This is a genomic window from Frigidibacter sp. MR17.24, assembly GCF_037095655.1.
GTDB lineage: Bacteria > Pseudomonadota > Alphaproteobacteria > Rhodobacterales > Rhodobacteraceae > Frigidibacter.
In genome coordinates, this window is sequence record NZ_JBAWKE010000007.1 from 83626 (window position 1) to 98633 (window position 15008).

At 71.8% G+C, this 15008-nt stretch carries 20 protein-coding genes and 1 tRNA gene; 12 read left to right on the forward strand and 9 right to left on the reverse strand.

The window, feature by feature from the left end:
- Positions 1 to 99: 99 nt before the first annotated feature.
- Complete coding sequence (locus tag V8J39_RS18605) at positions 100 to 807, forward strand: SIMPL domain-containing protein (protein ID WP_336462460.1); 708 nt, start codon at positions 100 to 102, stop codon at positions 805 to 807.
- Positions 808 to 874: 67 nt separating this feature from the next.
- Complete coding sequence (locus V8J39_RS18610) at positions 875 to 1657, forward strand: nitrilase-related carbon-nitrogen hydrolase (RefSeq protein ID WP_336462461.1); 783 nt, start codon at positions 875 to 877, stop codon at positions 1655 to 1657.
- Here V8J39_RS18610 and V8J39_RS18615 read toward each other — a convergent pair.
- From V8J39_RS18615 to V8J39_RS18635, 5 genes are all read right to left on the reverse strand, one after another.
- On the reverse strand, positions 1650 to 2327 hold the full coding sequence (locus V8J39_RS18615) for an aspartate/glutamate racemase family protein (RefSeq protein ID WP_336462462.1): 678 nt from the start codon (positions 2325 to 2327) through the stop codon (positions 1650 to 1652). The two genes, V8J39_RS18610 and V8J39_RS18615, sit on opposite strands and share 8 nt — an antisense overlap.
- A complete protein-coding gene (locus V8J39_RS18620) occupies positions 2303 to 3253 on the reverse strand; it encodes a hypothetical protein (protein ID WP_336462464.1) in 951 nt (316 codons plus the stop codon). The genes V8J39_RS18615 and V8J39_RS18620 overlap by 25 nt, the downstream gene beginning before the upstream one ends.
- Positions 3250 to 4908 (reverse strand): flavin monoamine oxidase family protein, encoded by a 1659-nt coding sequence (locus tag V8J39_RS18625; protein ID WP_336462465.1) that lies wholly within the window; start codon positions 4906 to 4908, stop codon positions 3250 to 3252. The genes V8J39_RS18620 and V8J39_RS18625 overlap by 4 nt, the downstream gene beginning before the upstream one ends.
- A gap of 37 nt (positions 4909 to 4945) precedes the next feature.
- On the reverse strand, positions 4946 to 6385 hold the full coding sequence (locus V8J39_RS18630; RefSeq protein ID WP_336462466.1) for a hypothetical protein: 1440 nt from the start codon (positions 6383 to 6385) through the stop codon (positions 4946 to 4948).
- A gap of 210 nt (positions 6386 to 6595) precedes the next feature.
- Positions 6596 to 7579: a D-2-hydroxyacid dehydrogenase gene (locus tag V8J39_RS18635; protein ID WP_336462467.1), complete on the reverse strand. Its 984-nt coding sequence runs from the start codon at positions 7577 to 7579 to the stop codon at positions 6596 to 6598.
- A 231-nt stretch (positions 7580 to 7810) separates the two neighbouring features.
- Here V8J39_RS18635 and V8J39_RS18640 point away from each other — a divergent pair, with 231 nt between their 5' ends.
- From V8J39_RS18640 to V8J39_RS18685, 10 genes are all read left to right on the forward strand, one after another.
- Positions 7811 to 8290 carry a UPF0262 family protein gene (locus V8J39_RS18640; protein ID WP_336462468.1) on the forward strand — a complete coding sequence of 160 codons (480 nt, stop codon included), beginning with the start codon at positions 7811 to 7813 and terminating at the stop codon, positions 8288 to 8290.
- A 2-nt stretch (positions 8291 to 8292) separates the two neighbouring features.
- Entirely contained in the window at positions 8293 to 8814 is a 522-nt protein-coding gene (locus V8J39_RS18645) for an arsenate-mycothiol transferase ArsC (protein WP_336462469.1), read from the forward strand.
- Positions 8811 to 9227, forward strand: coding sequence for a ketosteroid isomerase-related protein (locus tag V8J39_RS18650; protein WP_442902614.1), 417 nt, complete (start codon positions 8811 to 8813; stop codon positions 9225 to 9227). The genes V8J39_RS18645 and V8J39_RS18650 overlap by 4 nt, the downstream gene beginning before the upstream one ends.
- Positions 9224 to 9817, forward strand: coding sequence for a GNAT family N-acetyltransferase (locus V8J39_RS18655; RefSeq protein ID WP_336462470.1), 594 nt, complete (start codon positions 9224 to 9226; stop codon positions 9815 to 9817). Before V8J39_RS18650 ends, V8J39_RS18655 begins: the two co-directional genes overlap by 4 nt.
- Positions 9814 to 10713 carry a carbon-nitrogen hydrolase family protein gene (locus V8J39_RS18660; RefSeq protein ID WP_336462471.1) on the forward strand — a complete coding sequence of 300 codons (900 nt, stop codon included), beginning with the start codon at positions 9814 to 9816 and terminating at the stop codon, positions 10711 to 10713. Before V8J39_RS18655 ends, V8J39_RS18660 begins: the two co-directional genes overlap by 4 nt.
- Positions 10714 to 10788: 75 nt before the next feature.
- Entirely contained in the window at positions 10789 to 11007 is a 219-nt protein-coding gene (gene infA / locus V8J39_RS18665; RefSeq protein ID WP_336462472.1) for a translation initiation factor IF-1, read from the forward strand.
- 40 nt (positions 11008 to 11047) lie between these two features.
- Positions 11048 to 11620, forward strand: a complete 573-nt coding sequence (locus V8J39_RS18670) for a Maf family protein (RefSeq protein WP_336462546.1) — start codon at positions 11048 to 11050, stop codon at positions 11618 to 11620.
- Positions 11617 to 12660 carry a ribonuclease E/G gene (locus V8J39_RS18675; RefSeq protein WP_336462473.1) on the forward strand — a complete coding sequence of 348 codons (1044 nt, stop codon included), beginning with the start codon at positions 11617 to 11619 and terminating at the stop codon, positions 12658 to 12660. The genes V8J39_RS18670 and V8J39_RS18675 overlap by 4 nt, the downstream gene beginning before the upstream one ends.
- Positions 12661 to 12664: 4 nt before the next feature.
- The gene (locus V8J39_RS18680; RefSeq protein WP_336462474.1) at positions 12665 to 12838 is read left to right on the forward strand and encodes a DNA gyrase inhibitor YacG; all 174 of its coding nucleotides are present in this window, start codon (positions 12665 to 12667) and stop codon (positions 12836 to 12838) included.
- A gap of 129 nt (positions 12839 to 12967) precedes the next feature.
- Positions 12968 to 13043: transfer RNA gene (locus V8J39_RS18685), tRNA-Phe, on the forward strand.
- Positions 13044 to 13112: 69 nt separating this feature from the next.
- Here V8J39_RS18685 and V8J39_RS18690 read toward each other — a convergent pair.
- From V8J39_RS18690 to V8J39_RS18705, 4 genes are read right to left on the reverse strand one after another with little or no spacing between them, the layout of a single operon-like run.
- Positions 13113 to 14198: a tyrosine-type recombinase/integrase gene (locus tag V8J39_RS18690; RefSeq protein WP_336462475.1), complete on the reverse strand. Its 1086-nt coding sequence runs from the start codon at positions 14196 to 14198 to the stop codon at positions 13113 to 13115.
- Complete coding sequence (locus V8J39_RS18695; protein WP_336462476.1) at positions 14198 to 14449, reverse strand: helix-turn-helix transcriptional regulator; 252 nt, start codon at positions 14447 to 14449, stop codon at positions 14198 to 14200. The genes V8J39_RS18690 and V8J39_RS18695 overlap by 1 nt, the downstream gene beginning before the upstream one ends.
- A 13-nt stretch (positions 14450 to 14462) precedes the next feature.
- A complete protein-coding gene (locus V8J39_RS18700; protein WP_336462477.1) occupies positions 14463 to 14789 on the reverse strand; it encodes a DUF2190 family protein in 327 nt (108 codons plus the stop codon).
- A 2-nt stretch (positions 14790 to 14791) separates the two neighbouring features.
- Positions 14792 to 15007 carry a phage head-tail joining protein gene (locus V8J39_RS18705; RefSeq protein WP_336462478.1) on the reverse strand — a complete coding sequence of 72 codons (216 nt, stop codon included), beginning with the start codon at positions 15005 to 15007 and terminating at the stop codon, positions 14792 to 14794.
- Between the last annotated feature and the right edge of the window lies 1 nt (position 15008).

Consider the following 15008-nt stretch of genomic DNA (forward strand, 5'->3'; position numbering starts at 1 on the left):
TACAGCAGCTTTTCGCGCAAGGGAAGGAAAACGCCCCCGACGGAGCTTTCCCCCCGCCGCGTTTCACGCCAGTCAGGACAGGACGAAAGGGAGGATGCGATGCAGTCGTACAAGGGATATTCCACGATGCTGGCGGCGGTTCTGGCGCTGGCCGCGGCCGCCGGCCCGGCGCTGGCCGAGGAACACATCACCGTGACCGGCGAGGGCCGCGTCGCCGCGGTGCCGGACATGGCCACGATCACGCTGGGCGTGGTCGGCGACGCGCCCACGGCGGCCGAGGCGGTGGCGGCCAACGCCGCGGCGGCCGCGAAGGTGATCGCGGCGCTCGACCAGGCGGGGATCGCGGGCGCGGACATGCAGACCAGCTCGCTGTCGGTGAACCCGGTCTACGAGGACACGACGCCGGACGTGCCGACCGACGCCGCGACGCTCACCCGCTTTCAGGCGCAGACGATGCTGACGGTGCGGGTGCGCGCGCTCGACAGCCTCGGGGCGGTGCTCGACGGCGCGGTCGCGGCCGGGTCGAACCAGATCTACGGGCTGGGCTTCGACCTTGCCGACCGCGAACCGCGGCTGGACGAGGCCCGCCGCGCGGCGGTGGCGGATGCGCGGCGCAAGGCCGATCTCTATGCCGAGGCGGCGGGGCTGGTGGTGACCGGGGTCGAGTCGATCTCCGAGGACGGCGGCTATGCCGCCCGGCCGATGGAGATGCGCCAGGCGAGCTTCGCCAAGGACATGGCCGTGGCCGAGGGCGAGATCGACCTGTCCGCGCGGGTGACCGTCGTCTTCGACTTCGCGCCGCGCTGAGCCGTGGTGGGCAGGGCGGCGCGTCCGGGCTAGAACGGGGCATGATCCCGATGCACGGACCGCCGCCATGCCGCTGACCCTGACGCTTGCCCAGATCGCCCCCCCGCCCGAGGACCCCGCGGCGACGCTTGCGCGGATCGAGGCGCTGGCCCGGGCGGCCGCGGCCGCCGGCAGCGCGCTGCTGCTGCTGCCCGAGCTGGTGCTGCCCGGCTACAACCGCCCCGACCTGCATGCCGCGACCACGCTCGGGGACGGCGACGGTGCCGGCCCCGGGCGCATCGCCGCGATCGCCCGCGCGGCGGGGGTGGCGATCTGCTGGGGCTGGGCCGAGCGCGACGCGGAGGGCCGGCTCTGGAACGCGGCCTCGGTCGTCGGCGCCGATGGCGCGCGGCTGGGCCACTATCGCAAGATCCAGCTTTTCGGGCCGATGGAACGGGCCAGTTTCCAGCCCGGGCTTGTCCTTTCCGAACCTTTCGGGCTTGGCGGCCTGCGCTGCGGCCTGCTGATCTGCTATGACATCGAATTTCCCGAACATGCCCGGGCGCTGGCCGCGCGGGGGTGCGAGCTGCTGCTGGTGCCGACGGCCAACCCGGCCGGCTTCCCGCATGTGCCCGACCTGCTGGTGCCGGCGCGCGCCTGCGAGAACGCGGTCTCGGTCGCCTATGCCAATTATGCCGGGACCGACCGGGGGCTGGCGTTCGACGGCGGCTCTGTGATCTGTGGACCCGACGGGCAGGTGCTGGCGCGGGCCGGGCGGGGGCCGGCGCTGCTGACGGTGACGCTGCCCGCGCCGGCGCCCGGGGGCGGGCTGTCGACGCAGGCCGCCGATCTCGTGCGCGGGATCAGCTGACCAGCCGCGCCCCGTCGAGGATCGACACCACCGGCCGCCCCGTCGCCTGCCGCAGCGCCGCGGCATAGGGCGGCAGGTTGCCGCATTCGAGCACGAGCGCCGCGATGTCGGGATGCGCCGCGACCAGCGCCCGGCCGGCGGCGCAGACCGTGGCCTCGATCCGGGCGGGGTCCAGCGCCAGCGCCTGCGCCGATTTCGGCGCAAGGAAGGTCGCGGCGAAGACCGGATCGTCCTGCAGCCCCGCGACATGCACCGCGATCCCGTCGCAGCCCGCCGCCGCCAGCGCGCCCGGGCCGAGCGCGGGGGCCGAGGCCGTCAGCACGCCCAGCGGCCGCCCCCCCGTCATCCGCGCCACCACCGGCACCAGCGCCAGTCCCGACATCAGCACCGGCACCCGCACCGCCCGCGCGATCTCGTCCTGGACCGAGATCAGGAAGCCGCAGGTCGAGGTGATCAGCACCGCGCCCTCGGCCTCGAGCGCCTGCGCGGCGGCGGTGAAGCGGGCCACGAGCGCGGGCGCGGGGCGGCCGTCGCGGACGATGTCGGGGCTGCCCGCGCCCGCGACGACCCGGACCCGCGCCGGCAGGTGGTAGCTGCCGGGGTGGCCGGCATCGCCCGGGATCCGCGGAAACCGGGTGTCGAGGCTCAGGACGCCGATGAAGCGCTGCATCTGCGGAACCGCCTGTCGTGAAGGCCGAGAAGGAAGGGGGTGAGGTAGATCGGGATCTGCGCCAGCGCCACGAACAGCGCGATCGCCGGGTCGGGCTGCACGGCAAGGATCACCGAGACGTTGCGGTTGCCGAAGGCGATGCCCAGCGTCGCCGCCGTGCCCTCGGGCAGCCGCCGTCGCGCCAGCGCGCGCATCGCGAGATTGCCGCCGAGGTTCAGCGCCAGCGCGAGGGCGGCGATCCGCGCCATCCGCCCCGGCTCGTGCCAGAGCCGCGCGCCAAGGCCGTCGACCAGCGGCAGCAGGAACGCCAGCATCACCAGCGCGGCAAGCCCGTCCATCGCCCGCGTCCGCGCGCGCAGCCGCGCGGGCCCGATCAGGGCGCGCAGCGCCAGGCCCCCGGCAAGCCCGCCCGCCAGCATCGCCCCGGTGCGCAGCGCCAGCTCGGACGGCAGCGTGCCCGGCAGGCCCGCCAGCCAGAAGCTTGCCGGGATCAGCAGCGGCGACAGCAGCGTGCCCGTCAGCATCAGCCGCAGCGCGAGCGTCGCGTCATAGCCCAGCATCAGCGCGATGCTGGGCCCCGAACTCAGCGGCGGCGCGGCGGCGAAGACGACAAGCGGCAGCAGCGCCGCCGGCCCCAGCCCCAGCGCGGCCCCGCCCTGCGCCAGCGCGCCCGCCAGCAGCGGCTGGATCGCCACCAGCACCGCCAGCACCGGCAGCGCGTCGCGCGGCCGCACCAGTGCCCGCAGCACCGGCCCAAGGTCGATGCGCGCGAAGGTCATCGCCAGCAGCATCCCCACGAGCCAGGGCACCAGCGGCGCGAGCCGCCCGCCGCTTGAAGGCAGGAGCGCGATCGCCACCAGCCCCGCCGGCAGGATCGCGCGGGCGTGGCGCCCTGTCGCCTCGAGCAGGGCCACGAGCGCGGTCACGCCGGCAACGGGTCGTGCAGCGCCACCGGGCCGATCTCGGGGTAGAGATCGCCGGGGCCGGGGTTGCCGGGCGGCGTGGCGCCGCCGAGATGGGCGAGGATGCCCCAGACGGCATTGAGCCCGGTCTGCACCGCGCCCTCGACCCAGGCCGGGGTCCAGCTGACGCCGTCGCCGGCCAGGAACAGGCCGCGTTCGCGCGCGGGCAGGGCGCCTTGCATGAAATGGCCGTAGACGCGCCGGTTGTAGCGGTAGTGCCCTGGCAGCGCGCCCTTGAAGGCGCCCAGGAAGTTCTCGTCGCTCTCCCAGCTGACGCAGATCGGGGCCGAGCGGATGTGGCTGGCGATGTCGACGCCGGGATAGATCTGCGCCAGCGCCTTCAGCGCCAGCGCGACCCGCTTCTCGGCCGAATGCGGCAGCACCTTCAGCGCGTCGGTCATCCAGGCGTAGCTCAGGCAGATCACCCCCGGCCGGTCGTCGCCGTTGTCGAACAGGTAGGTGCCGCGCGTCAGCCGGTCGGTCAGGGTCATCGACATCACCGGGCGGCCGGTGGCGGGGTCGATGTCCTTCCAGAACGGCCGGTCGGTCAGCACGAAGGTCTTGGCCGCCTGCATGTAGCGGGTGCGGTCGAGCGCCATCCACATCTTCTGGCTGAAGAGGCTTTCGTCGGTGTCGATCGCCGTGGTCAGCAGGTGGCTCTGGCAGGTGGCCAGCACCGCGGCATAGCCCGTCGTCGTGCCCCACTGGTCGGTCACCGTCAGCGCCCCCGCGCCGTCGCGCCCGATCGCCACCGCGCGCGAGCGTGTCGCGCCCCCGTTCAGCGTGGCGAGCGAGGTGCCCTCGGGCCAGTGCGCGCAGGGCGGCGCCGCGCGCCACAGCCGCCACAGCACCTGCTCGACCCCGCCCTCGACCAGCCGCTGGTCGTCGTCGAGCCCGAGCAGGTTCACGCGCAGGATCTCGAGCATCGAGTTCGGGAAGTCGCTGTCCCAGCCGCCGGTGCCGAACCCGACCTGGCCGAAGATCTCGCGGTGCTGGAAGTCGAGCGCCCGGAACGAGGGGGCGCCGGCGACGAAGTCGTAGAAGGTGCGTTCGTCCCAGGCGGCGACGAGCGGGTCCCACAGCGCCTTGATCCGGGCCACGTCGCGGGCGCGGATCGCGGCCTGAAGCTCGGGGAAGGCGGCCTGGTCGGCGAGGGCCGCGTCATAGGCGGCGGCGATCTCGGCATAGGGCGGCGGCAGGTCGGCGAGGCTGCGGGCGAAGAGCGTGCGCCCCTCGAGGTCGATGACCGTCGAGCCGGCGGCGGGGGTGAGCGGGTTCGGGAACGGCCGGGTCTTCGCGCCCACCTTGTCGAGATAGTGGAAGAAGCCGCGCGACGAGGCGGGGAAGCGCATGCCGCCGAGTTCGGCCACGATCCCTTCCGTCCCCTCGAACGGGACCGAGCGCAGCCGGCCGCCGAAGCGCGACGATTCGTAGATCACCGGGCGCAGGCCGAGGCGCATCAGCTCGAAGGCCGCGATGATGCCCGAGGCGCCGGCGCCGATCACCGCGACCTCGGTCCCCAGCATGTCCCGCGGCAGCTGCCCGAGGCCGGCCGGATGCGCGATCCAGTCGTCGTAGGCGAAGGGGAAGTCGGGGCCGAAGGCGGACAGCTGGGTCATCGGGAACTCGGTTGCGGCGGGTCCTGATGGCTGGGTGTCAGAGCCCGGCGCCATAGGCAAGGGCGACGGCAGCGCAGCCAAGCGCCGCCAGCACCACGACGTAACGGCGGTTCCAGCCCAGCGCGATGCGCCGCGCGCTGGTGGCGCAGAACCGCGCCGAGATCAGGTTCATCGCCGAGATCGGCGAGACGCAGATCGCCAGGCCCCAGCCGATGCAGAGCGCAAGCCCGAGGCTGACCGGATGCGCCAGCCCGAGCGGCGTGTGACCCAGAAGCTGGGCGCCCATCACCACGACGATCGTGTTGGGCAGATAGACCGTCGCCGCCAGCGGCACGGCAAGCAGGCAGGCCAGCGCCAGCGGCAGCCCGGCGGCGTCGCTGGCCATCAGCCCCTGCCACAGCGGCGTCGCCTGCAGCGCCATCGACAGCACCGCGCCGATGACATTGGCCGACAGGAACACCGCCCCCTCCGACCGCAGATCGGCCAGCGCCCCGAGCGCGCGGGTGAGCCGCGGGCCGAAGCCCTCGGTCGCGCGCGGGCTCTCGAGCGCGAGCCAGCCGAGCGCGAAGACCGGCAGCACGGTGACCGAGGCGACGGTGAAGCTCAGCTCGGCGGTGCGGTGCACCGCGTAGGTCGCCGCCAGCAGCAGCGCCGAGATCGCGAGGATCCCCAGCATCGGCCACGGGCCCTGACCCGTGGCGGGGGCCGTGGTGGCAGTCGTGGCGGGGGGCGGGGCGACCCGGGCCTCGGCCGGCAGCATCGGCCAGAGGCAGCCCAGCGTGACGGCCAGCGCGCCGAAGCCGAAGGCCGCCAGCGCCAGCGTCACCGGGTCCAGCGCCGGCAGCCCCGCGGTGACGATCGCGAAGCCAAGGCTGATCGGCGACCAGATCGACACCAGCGCCGCGCCGCGCATCGCCGCCATCACCATCGCCCGCCGGTCCGGGTCGGCGCGCGTGTCGCGCCCGTCGCGCGCCGCGGTCAGGTCGCCGATCATCGCGATGATGCCGACGTTGAACATCAGCGACATGAAATGCGCCCCCGCGAACAGCGAGGCGAAGCGGCGCGCGGGCGGGAAGGACAGCAGGTACTCGGTCGCGCCGCGCGCGACGCTCGAGCGCCGCACCGGGTCGCGCAGCAGCCCCAGCACCATCATCAGCGCGGCAAAGCCCGTGCCCTGCAGCAGCGCCGTCTCGATCCGCGCGAAGGACGCCGGGTCGAGGGCGACGGCGATCACCGCCAGCGTCGTGGCCAGCGCCATGAACACCCGCGCGAGCGGGATCATCAGCCGCAGCTGCGTGATCATCCACATCACCGCCAGCGCCGCCGCCAGCTGCACCGGCAAGAGCACGTGGCCAAGCGTGCCGCCGATCAGGCAGGCCAGCATCGCGACCTGCAGCCAGACCGCCGCCGGCAGGCCGGGGCGCACCGACGCGGCGGGATGTCGAAGCGGAAGCGGTGGGACGGCGGGCTGGGGCATGGTCCGGGCCTCGGGGCGATCAGGTGCGGCCGCGCCCCTGCCGGATGCGCCGCCGCCGTTCGTCCTCCCGTCCGTCCGCATAGGACAGAGCCGCCGCGGGCGGAAGCCCCGCGGCGCGCATTCCGCCCTCCATCGCCCGCAGTGCGCCTGCATTCCGCCCGCGGTGCGCGAAACTGCCCGCCGCGCAGGCATCCGCCGCGGCGCCCGGCCTCAGGCGATGCGGTTGACCAGATCGTCGCGCCCCGCCGCCAGCCGCGCGAGGTTGGTGTCGAGCAGCGCGAGCACGTTGCCCTCGTAGGCGCGGGTCTCGCCGGCGGCATGGGGGGTGATCAGCAGGTTCGGCAGGTCCCACAGCGGGCTTTCGGCCGGCAGCGGCTCGGTCCGGGTGACGTCGAGCGCGGCGCCCGCGATCCGCCCCTCGATCAGCGCGGCGGCCAGCGCCTCCTCGTCGACGCAGCCGCCGCGGGCGACGTTGACGAGGATCGCGCCCGGCTGCATCCGGGCGAAGGCCGCGGCATCCATCAGGTCTGCCGTGGTCTCGGTCAGCGGGCAGGCCAGCACGACGACATCGGCCGCGGGCAGCACCGCGGGCAGATCGTCGAAGCCGTGCACCGCGTCGGCCCCGGCCGCGCCCCGGCCCGGGTCGCGGCGGATGCCGATCACCCGCATCCCGAAGGCCTGCGCCAGCCGCGCGATCCGCGCGCCGATGCCGCCAAGCCCCACCACCAGCATCGTCTTGCCCGCGACCTCGTCCTCGCGCCGGGCGGGGTCGGACTGGTTCGGGCGCCAGAACCGCCGGGACTGGTTGTCGCGCGCCTCGGCCAGCCGGCGGGTCAGCGACAGCATCAGCCCGATCGCCTGTTCCGAGACCGCGTTGGTGTTCACCCCCTGGCCCGAGACCAGCAGGATGCCGGCCGCGCGGAAGGCCGCGACGTCGTACTGGTTGGTGCCCGCGCTGACCGACTGCAGGAAGCGCAGCCGCCCCGCCCGCGGCAGAAGCTCGTTGCGCCACATCATCGAGGTCACCAGCACATCCGCCCCGGGCAGCGCCGCGGCGAGGTCGTCGTAGGTCCTGACCTGGGTCGTGGCGATGTCGCCATGCGCGGCGTCGAAGCGCGGCTTCATGTCATAGGCCGCGTGGGCGAACAGGATGTGCAGCCGGTCCTTGCCGGGCAGCGGCGGGGTGAGGGGCATGGCGGTCTCCGTGTCGGGGATGGGGCCGGTCCCGCGGCCTGCGGGCGCCGGTCCCTGCGCCGCAGCCCTGCACGATCCGCCCGCCCGCGCAAGGCGCCTGATCGCGGCCGGGCCGGATCGCCGGTGTGCGGCGGCGGGGCGGCGGCGGGGTGGCGGCGGCGCGCCCGCGCCTTGCGCTGCGCCGCAGGCTCGGGCATCAAGCCCTTGGGGAGCAGGCAGCGGAGGGCCCCGATGACCCGGATCGCAAGGATCGAGATCGACGACGCCGGCCTCGCCGTGCCCAGCCCCGAGATCGAGCAGGAGCGCCGCGTCGCGATCTTCGACCTGCTCGAGGACAATTCCTTCGCCCTGCCGGGCCGGCCCGGCCTGCCGCCGCCGCCGGGCCCCTTCGCGCTCTTGCTGGCGATGCGCGCCGGTCGGCTGGTGTTCGACACCGCGTCCGAGGAGGGCGAGAAGCTGGCCGAGTTCCAGCTGTCGATGGGCCCGTTCCGGCAGGCGGTGAAGGACTACCACCAGATCTGCGCCAGCTATTTCGACGCGGTCCGGACGCTGCAGCCGGCGCAGATCGAGGCGATCGACATGGCGCGGCGCGGCATCCACAACGAGGGCGCGCGGATCCTGATCGAGCGGCTCGAGGGCAAGGCGGAGCTTGACATCGACACCGCCCGGCGCCTGTTCACCCTGATCTGCGTGCTGAACGCCGGAGGCTGATCTTGCCCGATCCGCGCCCCCATTCGGTGCTGTTCTGCTGCGATTACAACGCGGTGCGGTCGCCGATGGCCGAGGGCATGATGAAGGCGCTCTATGGGCGCGAGATCTATGTGCAGTCCGCGGGCGTGCGCAACGAGCTGGAGGTCGACGGCTTCGCCGTCGCCGTCTGCGCCGAGATCGGGGTCGAACTGGACCGCCACCGCGCGCGCAGCTTCGACCAGATGGAGGAATGGGGCGACGACCTGTCGAGCTTCGATCTGATCGTCGCGCTCTCGCCGGCCAGCCAGCGCCGGGCGCTGGACCTGACGCGGTACTATCACCTAGACGTCGAATACTGGCCGGTGCTCGATCCCACCGGCCTTGGCGAGGGGCGCGAGGCCAAGCTTGCCGCCTATCGCCAGACCCGCGACCAGATCCGCGAGCGGCTGATCGACCGCTTCGGTGCCCCCTCGGCGGGGCAGGTGACCAGTGACCAGGACCCCGCCACGGGCAAGGACAGCCCGGCGGAGAAGGAGACAGGATGATGCAGACCGACGCCAAGGCCGTGATCGCCGCCTATTACGCGGCCTTCAACGCGGGCGATGCCGCGGGCATGATGGCGCTGCTCGACGACGGGATCGAGCATCACGTGAACGAGGGCGGCGTGCGCAAGGGCAAGGAGCTTTTCGCCGAGTTCTGCAGCCACATGGGCGTGAGCTACCGCGAGACGCTGACCGACATCGTGATCTTCTCGAATGCCGAGGGCACCCGCGCCGCGGCCGAGTTCATCGTGAACGGCGAATACCTCATGACCGACCCCGGCCTGCCCGAGGCGAAGGGCCAGCGCTACATCCTGCCCGCCGGCACCTTCTTCGCGCTGGACGACGGGCGGATCACCCGCGTGACCACCTACTACAACCTGTCGGACTGGGTGCGGCAGGTCTCGGAGGCGGCGTGAGCGTCACCACCCGGGTCCTCACGGGCGCCACGCTCGACGCGGCGCTCGACGACGTGGCGGGGCTGCGCATCGCGGTGTTCCGCGACTGGCCCTATCTCTACGACGGCGATCTCGGCTACGAGCGGCGCTATCTCGACAGCTACCGCACCTCGGCCGGGGCGGTCGTCGTCGGCGCCTTCGACGGCGACCGGCTGGTCGGCGCCGCGACCGGCGCGCCGATGGAGGATCATGCCGCCGAATTCGCCGCGCCCTTCGCCGCGACCGGGCTGGCGCTGTCCGACATCTTCTACTGCGCCGAATCGGTGCTGCTGCCCGACTGGCGCGGGCAGGGGCTGGGCCATGCCTTCTTCGACGCGCGCGAAGGCCATGCCCGCGCGCTCGGCCGGCGCTGGTCGGCCTTCTGCTCGGTGATCCGGCCGGCCGACCACCCGGCCCGGCCCGCCGGCTACCGGCCGCTCGACGCCTTCTGGCGCGGGCGCGGCTATGCGCCGCTCGACGGTGTCGTCGCCGCCTTCTCGTGGAAGGACATCGGCGCGCCGGGCGAGACGGAGAAGCGGCTGCAATTCTGGATCCGGGAGCTTCGGCCATGACGACACTGGTGGCCGCCGCGGCCTATCCGCTGGATTTCCTCGCCGACTGGCAGGCTTACGAGGCGAAGCTGACACGCTGGGTTGCCGAGGCCGCCGGTCAGGGCGCGGCGCTTCTGGTCTTCCCCGAATATGGCGCGATGGAACTTGCGAGCCTTGGCGGCGCCGAGGTCGCGGCCGATCTCGACCGGGCGCTGGCCGAGGTCGCGGGCCATGCCGAGGCGCACTGGGCGCTGAACGAGCGGCTGGCGCGGGCGCATGGCGTGACGATTCTCGCGGCCTCGGTGCCGGTGGTCACGGCGCCGGGCGCGGTGCCGGTGAACCGCGCCGCGCTGTTCGGCCCGGGCGGGCGCATCGGCCATCAGGACAAGGTGATGATGACCCGGTTCGAGCGCGAGCAGTGGCACATCGCGGCCGGGCAGGGGCTGTCGGTCTTCGACACCGCCGTCGGCCGGGTCGGGATCTGCATCTGCTATGACAGCGAGTTCCCGCTGATCGCGCGCGCCCTGTGCGAGGCCGGCGCCGAGATCCTGCTGGTGCCGTCGTGCACCGACAGCCACGCGGGCTTCACCCGGGTGCGCGTCGGCGCGATGGCGCGCGCGCTCGAGAACCAGTGCGTGGCGATCCAGTCGCCGACCGTGGGCCTGGCCGCCTGGTGCCCGGCGGTCGACGAGAACTGGGGCCGGGCCGCGGTTTACGGGCCCGCGGACCGCGGCTGGCCCGACACCGGCATCCTCGCCGAGACCGGGATGAACGTCCCCGGCTGGTGCCTGGCCGAGATCTCTCTCGACCTCGTGCGCGACAGCCGCGCCGACGGCGGCGTGATGCCCTTCGCGCACTGGCCCGAACAGGCCATGGCCGTGGCGCATGTCACAATTGCCGGGCGGGGAACTCAATAGCTCTTGAAATGTTGCCCTTGTGAGCGCATTTAGGCGGCGCCCCCCGGACAGGGGGGTGACTGCAACGGAGTGACCATGGCCAAGGAAGAACTGCTCGAATTCCCCGGCGTCGTGAAGGAACTCCTGCCCAATGCGACGTTCAGGGTCGAGCTGGAAAACGGCCATGAGATCATCGCGCATACGGCAGGCAAGATGCGGAAGAACCGCATCCGCGTTCTGGCAGGCGACCGGGTTCAGGTCGAGATGACCCCCTACGACCTCAGCAAGGGGCGGATCAATTACCGCTTCCGCTGAGTCGCTTGTCGACACATCGGGCGCCCCTTGCGGGGGACGCCTGATCCTCGGATCGGCCAGCCCCCGCCGGAAGGACCTTCTGGCGCAGCTTGGCATCGTGCCCGATCTCATCGCCCCCCCCGATACTGACGAGACGCCGCTGCGGGCCGAGCTTCCGCGCGACTACTGCGCGCGCGTCGCGCGCGAGAAGGCGCTGGCGGTCGCGGCCGGGCCCGAGGACATCGTGCTGTGCGCCGACACCACCGTCGCGGTCGGGCGCCGGATCCTCGGCAAGCCCGCGGATGCGGGCGAGGCCGCGCAATTCCTCTATCTGATGTCGGGCCGCCGGCACCGGGTGCTGACCGCGGTGGCGGTGCGCCGGGGCGCGCGGCTGTGGGAGCGTCTGGTCGAGACGCAGGTGAAGATGAAGACGCTGTCGGATCAGGAAGTGAACGCCTATCTCGCCACCGGCGACTGGCAGGGCAAGGCCGGGGGCTATGGCATCCAGGGCCTGGCCGGCGCCTTCCTGCCCTGGATCCAGGGCAGCCATTCCGCCGTCATGGGCCTGCCCGTGGCCGAGACCGCGACCCTGCTGGCCGCCGCCGGCTGGCCCGTATTCGGAGAGCGCCCATGATCGGCCGCGTCGTCATCCTGGGCGAGGTCCTTGGCCGCGAGGCCGCGGCGCTGATGCTCGACGGACGGCTCGAGGACCTGATCCTCGATCCGGGCGAGGCGACGGGCCCGCTGCCGGGCGCGATCTACCGCGGTGTCGCCGACCGGCCGATGAAGGGTCAGGGCGGCGTCTTCGTGCGTCTGGGCGACGGGTCCAAGGGCTTCCTGCGCGAAGCCGGCGGCATCGCGCCGGGCCAGCGGCTGATCGTGCAGGTGTCCGGCCAGGCCGAGCCGCACAAGGCGCCGCCGGTGACGCTGCGCGCGCTGTTCAAGGGCCGGTTCGCCATCGTCACGCCGCTGGCGCCGGGGCTCAACATCTCGCGCCGCATCCGCGAGGAAGCGATCCGCGAGGGTCTGTCGGCGCTGGCCGCCGAGGGCATGGCGGGGTCCGATTTCGGGCTGATCGTCCGCTCGGCCGCCGCCGAGGCACCTGACGACGAGATCGCCGCCGAGATCGCCGAGCTGCGCGCGCTGGCCGAGGCGGTGATGGCCGATCTCGACGGCGAGCCCGAGCTTCTGGTCGATGCGGCCGGCCCGCAGGAGACCGCCTGGCGCGACTGGTCCGAGCCCGCGCCCGACGAGGTCGTCGACCGCCCCGGCGCCTTCGAGACCGAGGGCGTGCTTGACGCGATCGACGCGCTGCTGGCGCCCGAGGTGGCGCTGCCGGGCGGCGGGTCGCTGGTGATCGAGCCGACGCGGGCGCTGATCGCGGTCGACGTCAACACCGGCGCCGACACCAGCCTTGCCGCGGGCCTCAAGGCCAACATCGCCGCCGCGCGCGAACTGCCGCGCCAGCTGCGGCTGCGCGGCCTTGGCGGCCAGGTGGTGGTCGACTTCGCGCCGATGCCGAAGAAGGACCGCGCCGCGCTCGACCAGCAGCTGCGCGCGGCCTTCCGCGGCGAGGCGGCCGAGACCAGCCTCGCGGGCTGGACGCCCTTGGGCAACTACGAACTCAGCCGCAAGCGCGACCGGCTGCCGCTGGCGGACCTGCTGAAGGAGTGATCCGATGAGCTGCCCGATCTGTGCCAAGGACACCGATCCGAAGTACCGCCCGTTCTGCTCGAAGCGCTGCGCCGACATCGACCTCGGCCGCTGGCTGACGGGCAGCTACGTCATCCCCGGCGACGCCGTCGAGGAAGAGGACAACCCGCCCGAGCTGCCGCCGCGGCGGCCGCACTGACGCCTGCCGCCGGGGCAGGGAGGATGCGGGCGGATTTTCTGCACGCACCCTCTGGACAGCCCCGGCCGGTCCCTATAAGACCGCGCCACCAACCGCGGGCAGCGCCCGCGACGCCCCTCCGGGGACGGTGCCCAGATAGCTCAGTTGGTAGAGCAGCGGATTGAAAATCCGCGTGTCGCTGGTTCGATTCCGGCTCTGGGCACCATTTACTTTTCTTCCTCAATGAAATCAGTCGGTTGTAAGCGACTTTTGTCCCACCAGCTGTCGCGTTGGCTCAAAGTGGGACAATTTTGTCCTGCTTTTGTCCCGCCTCTAGGCGCTTCAACGCGCTTTCTGCCCGCGTCCTCTGGCGCGCTGCCTTGGTGTAGCGTGTGACCTCTTTCGAGGTGGCATGGCCAGTGATCGCCATGATCTCCTGTTCGGTGCACCCCAGCTCGGCGAGGCGCGCGGCGGCGGCTTTGCGCAGGCCGTGGACGCTGCATTCCGGCAACTCGGCCTCATCACACCATTTGCGGAATCGGTTGCCGAATCCCGCCGCGGTGAAGGGCCTGCCGAACTCGGTCACAAGGAAAGTCAGGTCGCCGCACTTGGTGGCGTCGATGATCGCTTGCAGTTCGGCGATGACGGGGATCTCGAGCCGCACCGGCTTGCGGTTGCGGTTCTTGTGCTGCGTGAAGACCAGCCACCCGTCGCGGACGTGCTGCCGGCCGAATTGCACGATGTCGGCGCGGCGCTGCCCTGTGTAAAGCGCGAGCGCCAGAGCGAGGCGTGCGCTGGTGCCGATCGGGTGCCGGTCCTCGAACTTCTCGATCTCCTCGAGGGACCACGAATGGAAGCCGTCCGGGTTGCCCTTGAGGTATTCCACTTCGGCAGCGGGGTTGAGGTGGTGGTGATCGTAGCGGACGGCGAACTTGAAGAGCTGGCGCAAAGCCTTGATCATGCCGTTCGCGGCCTCGGGCCGGTCCATCATCTCGTCACGGCGCTGGCGGATATGCTTTGGCAGGATCAGGGCGAAAGGCTTGTCGCCGTCATTCTTGCGCTCACAGAAGCGCTCGAGGATCGACCGGCGCACCTTGCGCGTCCGTTCGTCCAACTCGTGATACATGGCGCTGCGGTAGTATAGGACACACAGCGCGCGCACTGAGCCGGGCACGATCGGCCGCACGCCTGACGCTTTCTCGGCAGCGGTGGGGGCGACGGCCTTCGCCGCTGCGCATGCGTCCTGATATTCTTTGAGGAATTCGGGTGTGCCGAACTTGTTGCGCAGCCGCACTTTCGGTTGACCCGGGAGGCGCAGATAGACGCGCACGTTTCCATGCCGATCAGTGTCTTCGGACAGATGTTTCAGACGCAGCTTCATCAATCATCCCAAGGGTTCGGCGCGTTGTCTTCGTCGCCTGGCAGCGCCTCGATCGCCGAGTCCAGCTTGCGAACGTCCCAAAGGACTCGGCTGTAAACCCGCTTCGGCCTCGGCATACTGCCATCTTCGACCATCTTGTCGAAGGTCGTTGCGCCGACGCCGGCATAAGCTGCCGCCTCGAGACGGGAAAGAAGCCGTGCGCTGGGCAAGGGCAGGGCTCTCCGATCTGGCGAGGCGGCAGTGAGTTTCATGACGGAACGGGCCTCAGATCTGGACGAGCTTGACGCGGACAGTGGCGCTGTCGGCCGGCGCGGCCTGCACACAGGTGCCGACGCGGGCATTGGTGCCCGCGGTCGTCGTCGCAAGCCCTTGGCCGGCGTTCCAGAAGACGCGGGCGCCGACCGCGAAGTCATCGGCCGCGATCTTCGGAACATCGAAGACGCCTTGTAGGCTGAGGTCGAGCGCTTCGCCCTGAGCCGCATTGCCCGAGGCGATGCCGACGAGATTGCCGGCGACGACGATGTCGCCAGAGAGGACCGCCGCAGGGGCGGGAATGGTCACGGTGCGACCGGGTTGCACGTAGTTTTTCACGATCAAACGCCTTTCGAGGTTTGCAAGCGGATCAGCGCGAGCCGACCGCGTTGCAGGGTTGCGATCTCGGAGTCGATGGCGGCGAGTGCCCTGGCGATCTCGGCGTCCGAGCGGTATTCGATCTGCTCGCCGTTCTGGTCGCGGACGCTGCGCACACCGTCAAAGCGAAGCTGTTGCAGCTCCTCTCGCCGACGCTGAAGTTCGGTGATGGTCGCCATG